Annotated in this window: 12 protein-coding genes; 6 read left to right on the top strand and 6 right to left on the bottom strand. The window is 73.7% G+C overall.

Annotated elements, in window-relative coordinates; genetic code table 11:
• Nucleotides 1-293: 293 nt before the first annotated feature.
• Both ABZV00_RS05065 and ABZV00_RS05060 read right to left on the bottom strand, forming a co-directional pair.
• A complete protein-coding gene (locus tag ABZV00_RS05065) occupies nt 294-1,037 on the bottom strand; it encodes a metallophosphoesterase family protein (protein ID WP_355601946.1) in 744 nt (247 codons plus the stop codon).
• A 138-nt stretch (nt 1,038-1,175) separates the two neighbouring features.
• On the bottom strand, nt 1,176-1,853 hold the full coding sequence (locus ABZV00_RS05060) for a Crp/Fnr family transcriptional regulator (RefSeq protein WP_007466162.1): 678 nt from the start codon (nt 1,851-1,853) through the stop codon (nt 1,176-1,178).
• A 143-nt stretch (nt 1,854-1,996) separates the two neighbouring features.
• Between ABZV00_RS05060 and ABZV00_RS05055 the strand changes: the two genes are divergently transcribed.
• The 6 genes from ABZV00_RS05055 (at nt 1,997) to ABZV00_RS05030 (ending at nt 7,262) form a co-directional block, all read left to right on the top strand.
• Nucleotides 1,997-2,659, top strand: a complete 663-nt coding sequence (locus tag ABZV00_RS05055; RefSeq protein WP_355601944.1) for an adenosylcobinamide amidohydrolase — start codon at nt 1,997-1,999, stop codon at nt 2,657-2,659.
• 56 nt (nt 2,660-2,715) lie between these two features.
• A complete protein-coding gene (locus tag ABZV00_RS05050; RefSeq protein WP_328421280.1) occupies nt 2,716-3,894 on the top strand; it encodes a CapA family protein in 1,179 nt (392 codons plus the stop codon).
• A gap of 40 nt (nt 3,895-3,934) precedes the next feature.
• Nucleotides 3,935-4,723 (top strand): endonuclease III, encoded by a 789-nt coding sequence (gene nth / locus ABZV00_RS05045; RefSeq protein WP_355601942.1) that lies wholly within the window; start codon nt 3,935-3,937, stop codon nt 4,721-4,723.
• Entirely contained in the window at nt 4,720-5,331 is a 612-nt protein-coding gene (locus ABZV00_RS05040; protein WP_355601940.1) for a TlpA disulfide reductase family protein, read from the top strand. Before nth ends, ABZV00_RS05040 begins: the two co-directional genes overlap by 4 nt.
• Nucleotides 5,328-6,020, top strand: a complete 693-nt coding sequence (locus tag ABZV00_RS05035; protein WP_355601938.1) for a CoA pyrophosphatase — start codon at nt 5,328-5,330, stop codon at nt 6,018-6,020. The genes ABZV00_RS05040 and ABZV00_RS05035 overlap by 4 nt, the downstream gene beginning before the upstream one ends.
• Before the next feature lie 63 nt (nt 6,021-6,083).
• Nucleotides 6,084-7,262: a MarP family serine protease gene (locus ABZV00_RS05030; RefSeq protein WP_328421272.1), complete on the top strand. Its 1,179-nt coding sequence runs from the start codon at nt 6,084-6,086 to the stop codon at nt 7,260-7,262.
• Between the two features lie 12 nt (nt 7,263-7,274).
• Here the strand turns inward: ABZV00_RS05030 and ABZV00_RS05025 are convergent, their stop codons facing one another.
• From ABZV00_RS05025 to eccCa, 4 genes are all read right to left on the bottom strand, one after another.
• A complete protein-coding gene (locus ABZV00_RS05025) occupies nt 7,275-7,982 on the bottom strand; it encodes a phosphatase PAP2 family protein (protein WP_355601936.1) in 708 nt (235 codons plus the stop codon).
• A 37-nt stretch (nt 7,983-8,019) separates the two neighbouring features.
• Nucleotides 8,020-8,811, bottom strand: a complete 792-nt coding sequence (locus ABZV00_RS05020; protein ID WP_355601934.1) for a phosphatase PAP2 family protein — start codon at nt 8,809-8,811, stop codon at nt 8,020-8,022.
• Nucleotides 8,812-8,864: 53 nt separating this feature from the next.
• Entirely contained in the window at nt 8,865-10,205 is a 1,341-nt protein-coding gene (mycP, locus tag ABZV00_RS05015; RefSeq protein ID WP_355601932.1) for a type VII secretion-associated serine protease mycosin, read from the bottom strand.
• Nucleotides 10,206-10,281: 76 nt separating this feature from the next.
• Nucleotides 10,282-14,271, bottom strand: a complete 3,990-nt coding sequence (eccCa, locus tag ABZV00_RS05010; RefSeq protein WP_355601930.1) for a type VII secretion protein EccCa — start codon at nt 14,269-14,271, stop codon at nt 10,282-10,284.
• Nucleotides 14,272-14,320 lie beyond the last annotated feature (49 nt).

The raw sequence follows: 14,320 nt of genomic DNA, 5'->3' as shown, positions 1-14,320 counted from the left end.
AGCTCCGACAGGCGCAGCCCGGCACAGAGCGCCACCGCCAGCACCGCCTTGGGTGCAGGGTCGGGTGCCCGGTGGGATGCCGCGCAGCTTGGGTGCCGGATCGGGTGCCGTGCGGTTCGGGACGGTCTCAGATCTGGGGCAGCTCGACAGGCAGCGAGGGTGGTCCCCGGCCCGCCCCGCCCTCGGCAGGCCCGGCCCGCCCTCGGCAGGCCCGGCCCGCCCTCGGCAGGCCCGGCCCGCCCCCGGCGGCCTGGGCCTGCGGGCGCGGTGGCGGCCGTGGCCGAAGCTGCGTGTCAGCGGCCGTCGCGTGGGGCGAAGACGGCCAGGGCCTCGGCGTCGCTGTGCTCGGAGCGCAGGTACTCATCGACCCAGGCGGCGGCGTCGGGGAAGGTGGAGTCGGCGGTCACCCGGGCGCAGGCGAGGTCCACGTCGAAGTTCGTGCGACGCAGCTGCACGCCCGGCCCGAGCAGCGTCCACCACGCGCCCACCCCGCCGTACGGCATGCCGATGCTGCCGGCGTTTACCACCAGGCGGCGGTCGACCAGCCGAGTGAACGGCATGTGGGTGTGGCCGCAGACCACCGTCGTCACCTCGTCCGGCAGGGCGGCGAAGGCCTCCGCCCAGCGCTCCATCCGGGTGTCGACGAGCACGACCTCCTCGTCGTCCCGAGGGGTGGCGTGGCAGAAGAGCACCGGGCCCAGACCGTCGATCTCCAGGGTCACCGTCAGTGGCAGCGCGGCCAGCCGCGTGAGGTGGTCATCGCGGAGCTGCGCGGCGGCCCAGTTCGACACCTCGATTGACGCGGGGCTGCCTTTCCGCGCCTCGACCAGTTCGCGGTCCGCGTTGCCGCCGACCCAGCAGACCCGGTCGCCGAGGCCGGCGAGCACGTCCAGCACCTCGACCGGCTGCGGGCCGGCTGCGATATCGCCGGTGAGCACGATGAGGTCGGCGGCGGCGACGTCCGGCTCGGCCAGCACCGCCTCCAGTGCGGGTAGCACCCCATGGATGTCGGACAGCACAGCAACCCGGTTCAACATGGCTCCACCCTGGCGGCGGGCGAAGCGCCGAGTCCAGCGATTCTGCGCCGGGCAGAGAGAGACGGGGCGGTGGGCGGGTCCACAACGAAACGTCCCCGCCCACCGTCGGAGACGGTGGGCGGGGACGGGACGTGCTACTCAGACGCGGGCGCGACGGGCCAGGCGCTCCGGGTCGAGGATGATGATGCTCTTGCCGTCCAGGCGCAGCCAGCCGCGCGAGGCGAAGTCGGCCAGCGCCTTGTTGACCGTCTCCCGGGAGGCGCCGACGAGCTGGGCGATTTCCTCCTGGGTGAGGTCGTGGGTCACCCGCAGCACCCCGCCGTCCCGGGTGCCGAACCGGCCGGCCATCTGGAGCAGGTTCTTGGCGACCCGACCCGGCACGTCCGTGAAGATCAGGTCGGCGAGCGAGTCGTTGGTCCGACGCAGCCGCCGGGCGAGCACCCGGAGCAACTGCTCGGCAATCTCCGGACGGTTGTTCAGCCACGGCCGCAGCGCCTGCTTGCGCAGTCGCACCAGCCGGGTGTCGGTCACCGCGGTGGCGGTCGCCGTACGCGGACCCGGGTCGAAGAGCGACAGCTCACCGACCATGTCCGACGGGCCCATCACCGCGATCAGGTTCTGCCGGCCGTCCGCCGCGCGGCGGCCAACCTTGATCTTCCCGGACAGCAGGATATAGAGGCTGTCACCGGGCTCGCCCTCATTGAAGACGATCTCGCCCTTGCGGACCTCGATCGTCTCCATCTCCTTGGCGAGCGCCTCGGCAGCTTCCGGGTCTACACCCTGGAAGATCCCGCTGCGGGCCAGTACCTCGTCCATCGCGCACCTCCGCTTACGCGTGCCGTCCGTCGGCCGGGTCCGCCGTCCGCTGATCCCCTCGCGCGCCGCCAAGTCTAGGCGCACGTGAGCACGAATCAGAGGTCGCCCCTGGAATCTTGGTCGGTGGGCGTAACCTGCCCGACGTGCTGACCGAGCCAATCCTGACCAGCCGAGCCGAAGACGGGCGGGACATCCCGCTGCTGGTGTGGCGCGCCGACGGCCCGCTGCGGGCAGTCAGCAGCGGCCCGCTCGGCGGTGGCATCGGCGTCCGGCAATGGGTGCTGAACGCGACCGTGCCCATGTCGTACGACCGGGACGACCCCGCCGGGCACCTGGCCGCGCTCGCCGCCGACCTGGCCCTCGACGGCCCCGGGGTGGGCCTGCTGACCGGCGTTGATGTGACCGAGGTGGTTGCCCGGACCGACACCGGGGTCCGGGCTTGGGCGACCGTCGGGCTCGGCACCCCGGTGCTCGCCGCCGCGCCGGTTCCGGCCGCGCTCACCCAGCGGGTCGGCACGGTCAACATCGTGGTGTACGTGCCGGCCCGGCTCGCCGACTCGGCTCTGGTCAACGCGGTGGCCACCGCTACCGAGGCGAAGACCCAGGCGATCAGCGAGCTGGGGCTGTTGGGAACCGGTACCCCGACCGACGCGGTCACCGTCCTCTGCCCGGTGGACGGGCCGGAGGCGGCGTACGGCGGACCGCGCTCCACCTGGGGTGCCCCGCTGGCCCGGGCGGTGCACGCAGCGGTGCTCGCCGGTGGCGACCGGCAGGTCGTGCCCTGGTCGGACCAGCTGACCGGCTGAACTTCCGACCGATCGGCCCTCGTCGGCGCGTTTACGGCCCGGTAGGGTCGCGGACGATGTACGCTCCCGCCTCCCTCGCGCCCCGCCCGCGCCGCCGTGTCGCCCTCGGCGTCGCCGCGCTGCTGGCTGCCCTGCTCGTCGCCGGCTGCGCCGACTCCGGGGAGTCCCCGGTCTGGCAGCCGGGTGCCGGCGGCGGTGGCACCGGCGCTCCGGTGGCCACGGCCGGCCCGAAGGCCAGCGGGGATCCCTCGGCCTCCGGCGGGGACGCCGCCATCTCGCTCTCCGCCACCGGCGACATCATCATGGGCAACGCCCCGAGCCGACTGCCCGCCGCCGGTGGGAAGGGCTTCTTCACCTCGGTCACCGGGGCGCTCAAGGCCGACCTGGTGATGGGCAACCTGGAGGAGCCGCTGACGGTGGACACCGGCACCGGCAAGTGCGGGGCCAACTCCACCCGCTGCTTCCAGTTCCGGGCCCCACCGGAGTACGCCGCACACCTGCGGGACGCCGGCTTCGACGTGCTCAACCAGGCCAACAACCACGGCTACGACTACGGGCCGAAGGGTTACGAGAACACCCAGAAGGCGCTGGAGAAGTACGACCTGGAGCACACCGGCGCCCCGGACCAGATCACCGTGGTCGACGTCAAGGGCGTCAAGGTCGCCGTGGCCGGCTTCTCGTCGTACGTCTGGTCCAACAGCCTGGTCGACATCGCCAAGGCGAAGGCGGTGGTCGCCAAGGCCGCCACCCTGGCCGATCTGGTCGTGGTGCAGGTGCACATGGGTGGCGAGGGAGCGGACAAGACCCGGGTGAAGCCCGGCACCGAGATGTTCCTGGGTGAGAACCGGGGCGACCCGGTGAAGTTCTCGCACGCCATGATCGACGCCGGGGCGGATCTGATCGTCGGCCACGGGCCGCACGTGCTGCGCGGGATGGAGTTCTACCAGGGGCGTCTGATCGCGTACAGCCTGGGCAACTTCGCCGGTGGCGGCAACTCGCTGAGCAACACCGGCCGGCTCGGCTGGGGCGGTGTGCTCAAGGTGTCGCTCAAGCCCGACGGCACCTGGGCCGGCGGCTCGTTCACCTCGACGTACATGAACTCGGCCGGCAAGCCGACGATGGACCCGGACGACCGGGGCCTGGGTCTGGTCACCGAGTTGAGTCGCAGCGACTTCCCGAAGGACGGCGCCCGGTTCGACGGGCAGGGGAAGATCTCGCCGCCGACCGGCGGCTGACCCGGCGGGAACGTCCGGGGCGCGACGTAGGCTGACCGTCGTGACCAGTAGCCCACCCGGCGCCAGCGAGACCGACCTCGGGCGCAAACGCCGCGCCCGGAAGATCGGCCGGGTGCTGGCCGAGACGCACCCCGACGCGCACTGTGAGCTGGACCACTCCACCCCGCTGGAGCTGGCCGTCGCCACCATCCTCTCCGCGCAGTGCACGGACAAGAAGGTCAACGAGGTCACCCCGAAGCTCTTCGCCCGCTACCCGACCGCCGCCGCCTACGCCGGCGCCGACCGGGGCGAGATGGAGGAGCTGATCCGGCCCACCGGCTTCTACCGCAACAAGACCAACTCGTTGCTCCACCTCGGGCAGGCACTCCTCGACCGGTACGACGGCCAGGTGCCCGGCCGGCTCGCCGACCTGGTGACGCTGCCCGGGATCGGGCGCAAGACCGCCAACGTCATCCTGGGCAACGCCTTCGACGTCCCGGGCATCACCGTCGACACGCACTTCCAGCGGCTGGTGCACCGGTGGCGGCTGACCACCGAGACCGACCCGGTCAAGATCGAGCACGCGGTCGGCGCGCTGTACGAAAAGCGCGACTGGACCATGCTGTCGCACCGGATCATCTTCCACGGTCGGCGGGTCTGCCACGCCCGCAAGCCGGCCTGCGGCGCGTGCACGCTGGCCAAGCTCTGCCCCTCGTACGGCACCGGCCCGACCGATCCGGCCGCTGCCGCCAAGCTGCTCAAGGGCCCCCGGGCACGTGACCTGGCGACGGCGGCCGGGGTCGACCCGGCGCTGGTGCCCGCCCAGGCGGTCGCCGCGGAGGTGCCGTGAACCGGAGCCTCGCTCTGCTGCTCCTGCCGCTGCTGCTGGTCGTCGCCAGTTGCACCGACGGCACGGCCGACGACCCCGCACCCCGGCCGGCGGCCGCTGAGCGCCCGTCGCCATTCGACGACTGCGCCGCGCTGAGCACAGCACCCACGTCCGCCGCGGACGCGGCAGCACCCGCCTCGGGCGGGGAGGCACTGCCGGAGCTGACCCTGGCCTGCTTCACCGGCGGCGCACCGGTCGCTCTGCGGGACGTGGCCGGGCCGGCAGTGATCAACGTGTGGGCCTCCTGGTGCCCGCCGTGCCGTAAGGAGCTGCCCGCCTTCCAGCGGCTCAGCGAGCGGGCCTCCGGCCGGCTCCAGGTGGTCGGGGTGAACAGCCGGGACAGCCGCGGCGGCGCCCAGTCCATCGGGGAGGACTTCGGCGTCCGGTTCCCGATCCTGGTGGACCAGGGCGAAGCACTGCAACGGGAGCTGAAGCGCAACGCGATCCCGCTGACCCTCTTCGTCGACGCGCAGGGGCGGATCCGCCACGTCGACGCCAGCGGCGCGCTCGACGATGCCCGGCTCGTTGAGCTGGTCCACCAACACCTCGGTCTGACGGTGCCGGCGTGAGCCACCGACCGCCCGACTGGATCGAGCCCCTGCTGACCCGGTTGGGCACCGCCCGCGCCGAGGACTTCACCCGACTGACCACTCCGGCCGAGGGCGGCCGGGAGAGCGCCGTGCTGGTGCTGCTCGGCGAGCAGCCCGGCGCCGGCCCCGACGTGCTGGTCCTGCAACGCGCCGCCACCCTGCGCAACCACGCCGGCCAGCCGGCCTTTCCCGGGGGCGCGGCCGACCCGGAGGACGCCGACGTCCGCGCCACCGCCCTGCGCGAGGCGAACGAGGAGGTCGGCCTCGACCCGGGCAGCGTGACCGTGCTGGCCGAGTTGCCGAAGCTGTGGATCCCGGTCAGCGACTTCGTGGTCACCCCGGTGCTGGCCTGGTGGCACGACCCGCACCCGGTGCACCCCCGGGAGCCCGCCGAGGTGGCGCACGTGGCCCGGCTGCCGGTCAGCGAGCTGGTCGACCCGGCCAACCGGATGCGGGTCCGCCACCCCAGCGGCTGGATCGGGCCGGCGTTCTCGGCGCGCGGCATGCTGGTGTGGGGCTTCACCGCCGGGGTGCTGGCCACCCTGCTGGAGATGGGCGGGTGGGCCCGCCCGTGGCCGCGCAGCCGGGTGGTCGAGCTGCCGCCGACCGGGGCGACCCCCGCGCCGTCAGCCGGCACCGACGAGGTCGACGAGACCGCCCTACGCTGACCGCGCGGTCACCTTCAGCGAGCGATGGTCATCTGCCGGGCGTGCGGCCCGTACGCTTGACCCGTGTCCGCCGTGGATCTCGTCCTGCTGCTGCTCATGCTCGTGTTCGCGATCAGCGGATACCGCCAGGGCTTCGTCATCGGAATCCTGTCGTTCTCCGGCTTCTTCCTGGGCGCGTTGCTGGGCCTCCAGCTCGGGCCGCTGCTCGCCCGACAGTTCGTGGACAGCGGCACCCGGGTGCTGATCTCACTGGTCGTGGTCTTCGGGCTCGCCGTGGTCGGTCAGGCGCTGGCCGGCTGGGTCGGCTCGCACCTACGCAAGACGATCACCAGTGAGGTGGGCAGGCGGGTCGACGACGTCGGCGGGGCGTTCGTCTCGCTCTTCGCGGTGCTGCTGGTCGCCTGGCTGGTCGCCGTGCCGCTCGGGTCGTCCTCGCTGCCCTGGCTGGCCGCCTCGGTACGCAACAGCGCGCTGATCACAGTGGTGGACCGGGTCCTACCCGACCAGGCCCAGCAGCTCTCCACCGCACTGCGGGAAACCGTCGACACCAACGGCTTCCCGGACGTCTTCGGCGACCTCGCACCCACCCGGGCCCGGCAGGTCGAACCGCCCGACCCGGCGCTGGCCGGCTCCCAGGTGGTGGTCAACGGCCAGCGGTCGGTGGTCAAGGTGCTCGGCTCCGCCCCCAGTTGCTCACGCCGGATCGAGGGCTCCGGTTTCGTGTACGCCGACGACCGGGTGATGACCAACGCGCACGTGGTCGCCGGCACCCGCTCGGTGGCGGTCGAGCTCGGCGGCGATCGGTACGACGGTCAGGTGGTGGTCTACGACCCGGAGCGCGACCTGGCCGTGCTGCACGTGCCCGGGATGCCCGGCCCGTCGCTGCGGTTCGCCGCCGGCAACGCGGGCAGCGGCTCCGACGCCATCGTGCTGGGCTTCCCGCTCGACGGCCCGTACAACGCACAGTCGGCGCGGATCCGCGACGTCGACCGGATCAAGGGACCGGACATCTACTCCTCCGGCGACGTCAGCCGAGAGATCTACACGATCCGGGCGCTGGTCCGCAGCGGCAACTCCGGCGGACCGCTGGTGTCCGCCAACGGCCTGGTGCTCGGCGTCATCTTCGCGGCGGCGGCCGACGACCCGAACACCGGCTTCGCGGTGACCGCGGCCGAGGCACGCCCGGTGGCGCTGGCCGGCGCCGAACGCACCCGGGGCGTCGGCACCGGCGAGTGCACCTGACCGCCGCGCGGGTCAGCTCCGGGCTGGCGTGGCGGGTCGGCCCGCGGCCGGTAGCTTCGCCCGCCCCCACCGCGCTCCCCGGTCCAGCATCGCGCGAGCCATGATCGCGACGCAGGTGCCACCGTTGAGGAAGGACGCCACCACATCGCTCGGGTGGTGCATTCCCCGGTACATCCGGGTCATCGCCACGCCGAGCGGCACCACCAGCAGCAGCGTCCACCAGGCCACCTTCGCGCCGGTGCTCCGCGCCCGCAGCGCCAGCAGCACGGCGATGCCGACGTAGAGCGCCACCGCCGCCGAGGTGTGCCCGGACGGGAAGCTGGACGTGGGCGGTGAGACGTCCATGTGCTCCACCGCCGGGCGGTGCCGGTCGATCGCCAGCGTGGTCAGCAGGAACACCAGCGCCTGGGCGGTCACCGCCGCGCACAGGAACAGCGGATCCCGCCAGCGGCCCAACCAGAGCCGCAGCCCCAGCGCCACCAGCACGGTGACCACGACGATCATCTGGGTGCTGGCCAGGGTGCTGAACACCAGCGACACGTCGTTCCAGCCGCCGGTGCGCTCGGCGGCGAGTTCCCGGTTGACCGCGTCCTCCACGGACAACGGCCAGGCCTGGGCGAACACCCGGGTGACCAGCACCCCGAGCAACACCATGACGCCGAGCAGGAGGGATACCGGCAGCAGCACCCGCCGGGCGATCTGGACCACGGTCTCGGACATGGGCCGCCCAATACCCTGTCGCCATGGTCGTCACGCCTCAGGCCTCTCCAGGGTGCCGCTCCACCTCCGGCGCGACGCCGTCGCGGGCCGGATGGACGGGACGCAGTCCGGTGTGCGCCCGCCAGCTGGTGAACGCGGCCGTGGTCGCCGCGACCACCGCCGCACCCAGCAGCCAACCGCCGAACACGTCGCTGGCGAAGTGCACGCCGAGTGCCACCCGGCTCAGCCCGGTCACCACGGTCAGCAGCACCGCGGCGACCCAGAGCACGACCCGCCACGCCCCGCGCCCCGCGTACGGCAGGAACACCAGCAGCAGCACCCCGGCGGTCAGGGTGGCGTTCAGCGCGTGCCCGGAGGGGAACGAGTAGCCGGCGGCCCGCGCGACCGGGTCCAGCAGCTCCGGCCGGTCCCGGCCGACGAGCAGCTTGAGCAGCGGGCCCATCAACCCGCCCACCACCATCGTGGTGGTCACCCAGAGGGCCAGCCGGCGGGCTCCCCGGCGCAGCAGCCAGATCACCACGAGCAGGGCGACGGCCCGCAGCGGCATCGGCCCGAAAACCTCGGTCCAGCTCCGCATCAGCGTGACCCAGGCTGAATGGTCGAGCGCATAGCCGTGCAGCGCGTCGGTGACCGTCGTGTCCAGTCGGCGCAGCGGCGGCCAGGCCCCGAGCACCAGCAGGGCGAGCAGCGCGAACGGCACGAGCACCAGGAACGCCGCCGTGGCGGCCAGGGTCAGCCGCAGGCCCAGCGAATGGTCCGGGTCGAGGCGGCGCTGCCGCCAGGACGGGGTGTCGGCGGGGGCCAGGGTGCGCGGGCCGGGCGTGCTCATGCCGACGGTTCTACCCCACCGACGGTGGGGTCAGGCCTGCCGCACCGACCGGATCAGCGGGCGCGCCGGCGGAACTGCCGCACCATCAACGCCGCTCCGGCGACCAGGGCGACGAAGAGCGCGGCTCCGGTCCACAGCTGTTCCGGCGCCGAGTCGTCCTGCGCGCCCGCCGGCCGGGCCGTCCACCGGGTCTGCTGCCGGGGTGCGGTGAGGCCGAGCGGGTCGCTGCCGGCGCCGGTCACCGGCTCGTCGTCAGCGGAGCCGGGGGCGGGGCCGAAGCCGACCACGCCCGGCGACGTGAGGTCGTCCAACGGGTTGGCGGTCACCGGCGGCACCTGCGCGGTCAGCGCGGCCACCGGATCCACCACCCCGTACCCGAAGCGGTCGTCCCGGCCGGTCGGGCCGAGGTCACGTGCGGTGGCCAGCAACCGGTTGACCACCTCGCCGGCGGGCATCCGGGGGTAGCGGGACCGGACCAACGCGGCGGTGGCGGTCACCAGCGGCGCCGCGAAGCTGGTGCCCTGCACCCGCCAGTACCCGTCGGTTGGTTTGGCGCCGACCAACCCGGTGGCGGGGGCGGTGAGCACCGTCGCCCGGCCGGTGATCGACCCGGACCAGAGATTGTCGCTGCTGCGTTCCAGGCCGGCTACCGCGATCACGCCCGGCTCGCGGGCTGGGTACCAGACCTTGGAGTTGCTGGAGGTGGCCAGGTTGCCGGTGCAGGCGACCACCACCACGTCCCGGGCGAACGCGTAGTCCAGCGCCGCGGCCAGGGCCGGGCTGTCGCCGCTGCCGCCCAACGACAGGTTGATCACGCGGGCGCCATTGTCGACCGCCCAGCGCACTCCCTTGGCCACGATGAGCGCGTCGTCGTAGCGGTTTTCGTCGTCGAGCACCCGTACTGGCAGGATCCGGGCGTCCGGCGCCAGGCCGACCACACCCCGCTTGTCGTCTTTCCGCCCGGCGATCAGGCCGGCGACGGTCGTGCCGTGGCCCACCGGATCCGGACCGGCGCCGCCAGCGGGGCCCACCAGGTCGAGACCGGGCAGCACCTGGCCGGTCAGGTCGGGATGGCTGGCGTCCACTCCGGAGTCGACCACCGCGACGGTCACGCCCCGCCCGGTCGAGCTGCGCCACGCCGTCTCGGCGCGCAGCTCGTCGAGCTGCCACTGCTCGTCGCGGACCTGGTCACTGCGGGCCACGCTGTCACCGGGGGCGAACGCCACCGACGCGCCAGCGAGCTGGCCGCCTGCGGTGGGCACGGCGGCGGGCACGGCGGCTGCGGCCGGGGCCACGACGGCAAGCGCTGCCGCCACACCGAGCAGTACCCGGCCGGTCGCCCGTCGGGCCGCTGCCGGACAGCTGTGCCGAACCCCAGTCACATCCTCAGCCATTCATCCCGACGAAACCATGACGATCGGAGATTACCGGTTTCCCCACCTGTCACGGGAGGAACCGCTAAGACAAGGGTCACGGCGGCGGCAGCTGGGCGAGCTGGACGAGGCGTACTCCCTCCCGCCGGGTGACCAACCGACCACGACCAGGTGGCAGCGGCCCGGGCCGGACCGGCCCGACAAGTGCGCCCTCCTCGGGGCTGCCCGCCATCACCAGACCGGCGGTGGAAAGCTCCCGCAGCCGCTGCACGATCGGCTCGTACTGGGCCCGGCCCGCTCCGCCGGAGCGGCGGGCAAGCACCAGGTGCAGCCCGACGTCGCGGGCGTGCGGCAGGTGCTCCTCCAGTGCCCGCAACGGGTTCGCCGGCCCGGCCGCCACCAGGTCGTAGTCGTCCACCAGCACGAACAGCTCCGGTCCGGACCACCAGGACCGGTCACGCAGCTGCTGCGGGGTGACCTCCGGCCCGGGGGCACGCCGCTCCAGGTAGCCGGCGGCCGACTCGACCAGGTCGGCGGTGTGCGCCGCGGCGGTGCCGTAACCGATCAGGTGCGGCGTCTCGATGGCGCCGAGCAGGCTGCGTCGGTAGTCGACCAGGATCACCCGGGCCTGCTCCGGGGTGAACCGGGTGATGATCGAGGTGGCCAGCGCGCGCAGGAACGACGACTTGCCGCACTCCGCGTCCCCGAAGACCACGAAATGTGACTCGGTGGCGAAGTCGAGCACCACCGGGCGCAGGTCCGCCTCGGCGATCCCGATCGGCAGCCGCAGCCCGGTCGTCGCGGCGAGGTCCAGGTCGGCGTACGGCAACACCGGCGGTAGCAGCCGGACCCGGGGCGCCGGGGGACCCGCCCAACTGCCGGCGACTCGTTTGACCAGGTCGGCGGTGTCCCCGCTGGCGGCGGCGAGCTGAGGCAGCGCGGTGAGGAAGTGCAGGCTCTCCGCGGTCACCCCCCGACCGGAGCGCTCCGGCACGTTCGCGGCCGCCCGCCGGGCCACCAGCGAGTCGGCGGGGTCGCCGAGGCGCAGCTCCAGCCGGGAACCGAACAGATCCCGGATCGCCGGGCGGAAGTCCAGCCAGCGCAGCGCCGTGGCGACCACGTGCAGCCCGTACGACAGGCCCCGGGTGGCCAGGTCGGTGACCAGCGGCTCCAGGTCGTCGTACTCACCGCGGACGGTGCTCCAGCCGTCGATCACCAGGAACACGTCGCCGAACGGGTCGGCGCCCGGCTGGTTGGCCGTCCCCGCCGCGGCCCGGCGCTGCCGGTACGCGGCCATCGACTCCACGCCCAGCTCATTGAAGCGGCGTTCCCGCTCGGCCAGCAGGGTGGTCATCTCGCCGACGGTGCGCCGCACAGCGGTCGGGTCGGCACGGCCGGTCACCCCACCCACGTGCGGCAGGTCGCGCAGCGCGGCCAAGCCGCCGCCGCCGAAGTCGAGGCAGTAGACCTGCACCTCGGCCGGGGTGTGGGTGAGCGCCAGCGCGCAGATCAGCGTGCGCAGCGCGGTCGACTTGCCGCTCTGCGGCGCACCCACCACCGCCACGTGCCCGGCCGCGCCGTCCAGCGCCAGCCAGAGCAGGTCGCGGCGCTGCTCCAGCGGCTTGTCCACCACGGCCACCGGCACCCCGAGCGCGCCGTGCAGCTCGGGGTTGCCCACGGTGAGCCCGCGCGCCGGGTCGACCTCGACCGGGCCGAGCAACTCGTCCAGTGCGGGCGGCTGGCCGAGCGGCGGGAGCCAGACCTGATGTGCGGGCGGTCCCTGCCCGACGAGCCGGTCGACCAGCAGGTCGAGCAGGGTCTCCCGGCCGCCGTCCTCCTCGGCCACGACGGGCAGGGCCGGCGTGGCCGGCTCGGGCACGGGCACGACGTGGGTGGTGAAGGTGAGCAGGCGGGCACCGCCGCCGGCGGTCACACCGGCTGTCGCGGCTCGGCGGTGGATCGCCCCGGAGACGTACGCGGCCTTGAACCGGGCCAGCGGGTCGGTGCCGGCACGCAGGTAGCCGTGGCCCGGTGAGCGGGGCAGTTCGTGCGCGTCCGGCACCCCGAGCACGGTGCGCGACTCCAACGCGGAGAAGGTGCGCAGCCCGATCCGGTACGACAGGTGGGTGTCCAGCCCCCGTAGCCGCCCCTCCTCCAGGCGCTGGCTGGCCAGCAGCAGGTGCACGCCGAGGGACCGGCCGAGCCGGCCGATCTGCACGAACAGGTCGATGAAGTCGGGCTTGGCGGAGAGCAGCTCGGAGAACTCGTCGCAGATCAGCAGCAGCGACGGCAGCGGGGCCAGCGGGCTGCCGGCCGCCCGGGCCCGCTCGTAGTCGCGCACGCTGGCGAAGTTGCCGGCCCGGCGCAGCAGCTCCTGCCGGCGGACCAACTCCCCGTTGATCGCGTCCACCATCCGGTCGACCAGGGGCAGCGCGTCGGCCAGGTTGGTGATCACGGCGGCGGTGTGTGGCAGCCGGTCGAACGAGGCGAAGGTGGCGCCGCCCTTGAAGTCGACCAGTACGAAGTTGAGCTGCTCGGAGCTGTGCGTGGCGGCCAGCCCCAGCACCAGCGTGCGGAGCAGCTCGGACTTGCCCGAGCCGGTGGCCCCGATGAGCAGGCCGTGCGGACCCATCCCGTCCTGGGCGGATTCCTTGAGGTCCAGCTCGATGGCCCCACCGTCGGCGCCCACCCCGATCGGCACCCGCAGCCGGTCCCGCGCCGAGCGCGGCGCCCAACCCTGCTCGGCGGTGAAGCTCTCCGGGTCACCGAGGCCGAGCAGCTCGGGCAGGCCCAGCTCGGCCTGGAGCGGGGCGTCCGGGCCGCGAGCCGCGCCGGCCAGCCGCAGCGGCGCCAACCGTCGGGCGACCGCCTCGGCGTCGGCGGGGTCGAGCTGGTCGGCGCTGCCCACCTCGGCATGCCCCTCGGCCGACCAGGAGTGCAGCCGCCGGCCGCGCAGCTCCAGCAGCAGCGCGTACCGGTCGAGCAGGCGCGGCGGTGGAGTGTCCAGGTCCAGGACGGTGACCGCGTCGATGCCGCCGTCGCCGGTCAGGTCGGTGGCACCGGTGAGGTCGCCGCCGTCGAGCACCACCACCACGTGCGGCCCGTCGGTGGCCGGGCCGGCCGGACTGAACCGGGACCGGCTTGCCAGCACGTCGCTCAGCAGCCGTTCCAGCTCGGCGGCGGAGCTGGTGACCAGCCGTACCGGGCCGAGCGCGTCGGTGCGGCCGGGATGGTGGGCGTGCGGGAGCCACTTCACCCACTCCCAGCCGGCCCGGCGTTCCGGCCCGGCGCAGATGGCGACCAGCAGCTCGTCGGGGGCGTGGAAGACGGCCAGCTGGGTCAGCACGGCCCGGACCAGCGCCTGCGCCGCCGGGTCGCCGGTGGGTGGCCCGCCGGTGGTCGGGCCGGTGCCACCGCCGGTGCGGCCGGCGGTCCGCACGTGCACCCGAGCGAAGCTGCGCAGTGACAGCGCCACCGGCAGGTCCGGCACCACGGAGTACGCGTCCAGGAAGCGGCGCAGCGCTCCGGCTGTCATCGGCTCCAGCTCCTCCAGCGGCCGGGTGACCGGAGGAACGAGCGGGGTGGCCAGCGTCTGCGGCCCGACGGCGACCCGTACCACCGCGAAGTCCGGGTCGGCGGGGCGCCGCTCCCAGACCCGGTGGCTGTCCACCGTCGACCACAACCGGCCCGGGTCGGGGTGTCGGTAGTAGAGCCCGGCCCGCTGCTGCCCGGCGGTCTGCCGGACCCGTCGACGTAGCGTGGCCAGGTGGCGCAGGTACTCCCGGCGGGCGGCCATCATCTCGGACTTCTTCGGCGTGCCCGAGGCGCTGCCCCAGGAGGTCACCAGCATCGCCAACGAGGAGAGCCCGAACATCCCGCCCACCACGTACGAGTAGGCGCCGCCGCCCCGGCCGAACATCATCGCCATCGCCACCGTGCCGCCGAGCATGGGCAGCAGCATGAGCATCTGCTGCCAGCGCCCGCCGGTCACCGCGGGGATCTCCGGTGGGGCCTCGACCGGCAGTTCGCCGGCGGGGATCTCCGGTGCCGGCCGGCGGGGCGGGCGCTTGATGACGACGGTGGACACTCGGCCTCCTGACAGCGCTGGGTAACCCGAGCCTGGCTCATGGTAGGTA

Origin of the sequence: Micromonospora sp. NPDC005173 (assembly GCF_040608515.1) — a bacterium.
GTDB lineage: Bacteria > Actinomycetota > Actinomycetes > Mycobacteriales > Micromonosporaceae > Micromonospora.
This window is presented reverse-complemented; position numbering and strand designations above follow the sequence as displayed.

Bases quoted from the DNA above. Each gene is read 5' to 3' on its own strand.
- ABZV00_RS05065 (WP_355601946.1), bottom strand. From the start codon at position 1,037: ATGTTGAACCGGGTTGCTGTGCTGTCCGACATCCATGGGGTGCTACCC.
- ABZV00_RS05060 (WP_007466162.1), bottom strand. From the start codon at position 1,853: ATGGACGAGGTACTGGCCCGCAGCGGGATCTTCCAGGGTGTAGACCCG.
- ABZV00_RS05050 (WP_328421280.1), top strand. From the start codon at position 2,716: ATGTACGCTCCCGCCTCCCTCGCGCCCCGCCCGCGCCGCCGTGTCGCC.
- ABZV00_RS05025 (WP_355601936.1), bottom strand. From the start codon at position 7,982: ATGTCCGAGACCGTGGTCCAGATCGCCCGGCGGGTGCTGCTGCCGGTA.
- ABZV00_RS05020 (WP_355601934.1), bottom strand. From the start codon at position 8,811: ATGAGCACGCCCGGCCCGCGCACCCTGGCCCCCGCCGACACCCCGTCC.
- mycP (WP_355601932.1), bottom strand. From the start codon at position 10,205: ATGGCTGAGGATGTGACTGGGGTTCGGCACAGCTGTCCGGCAGCGGCC.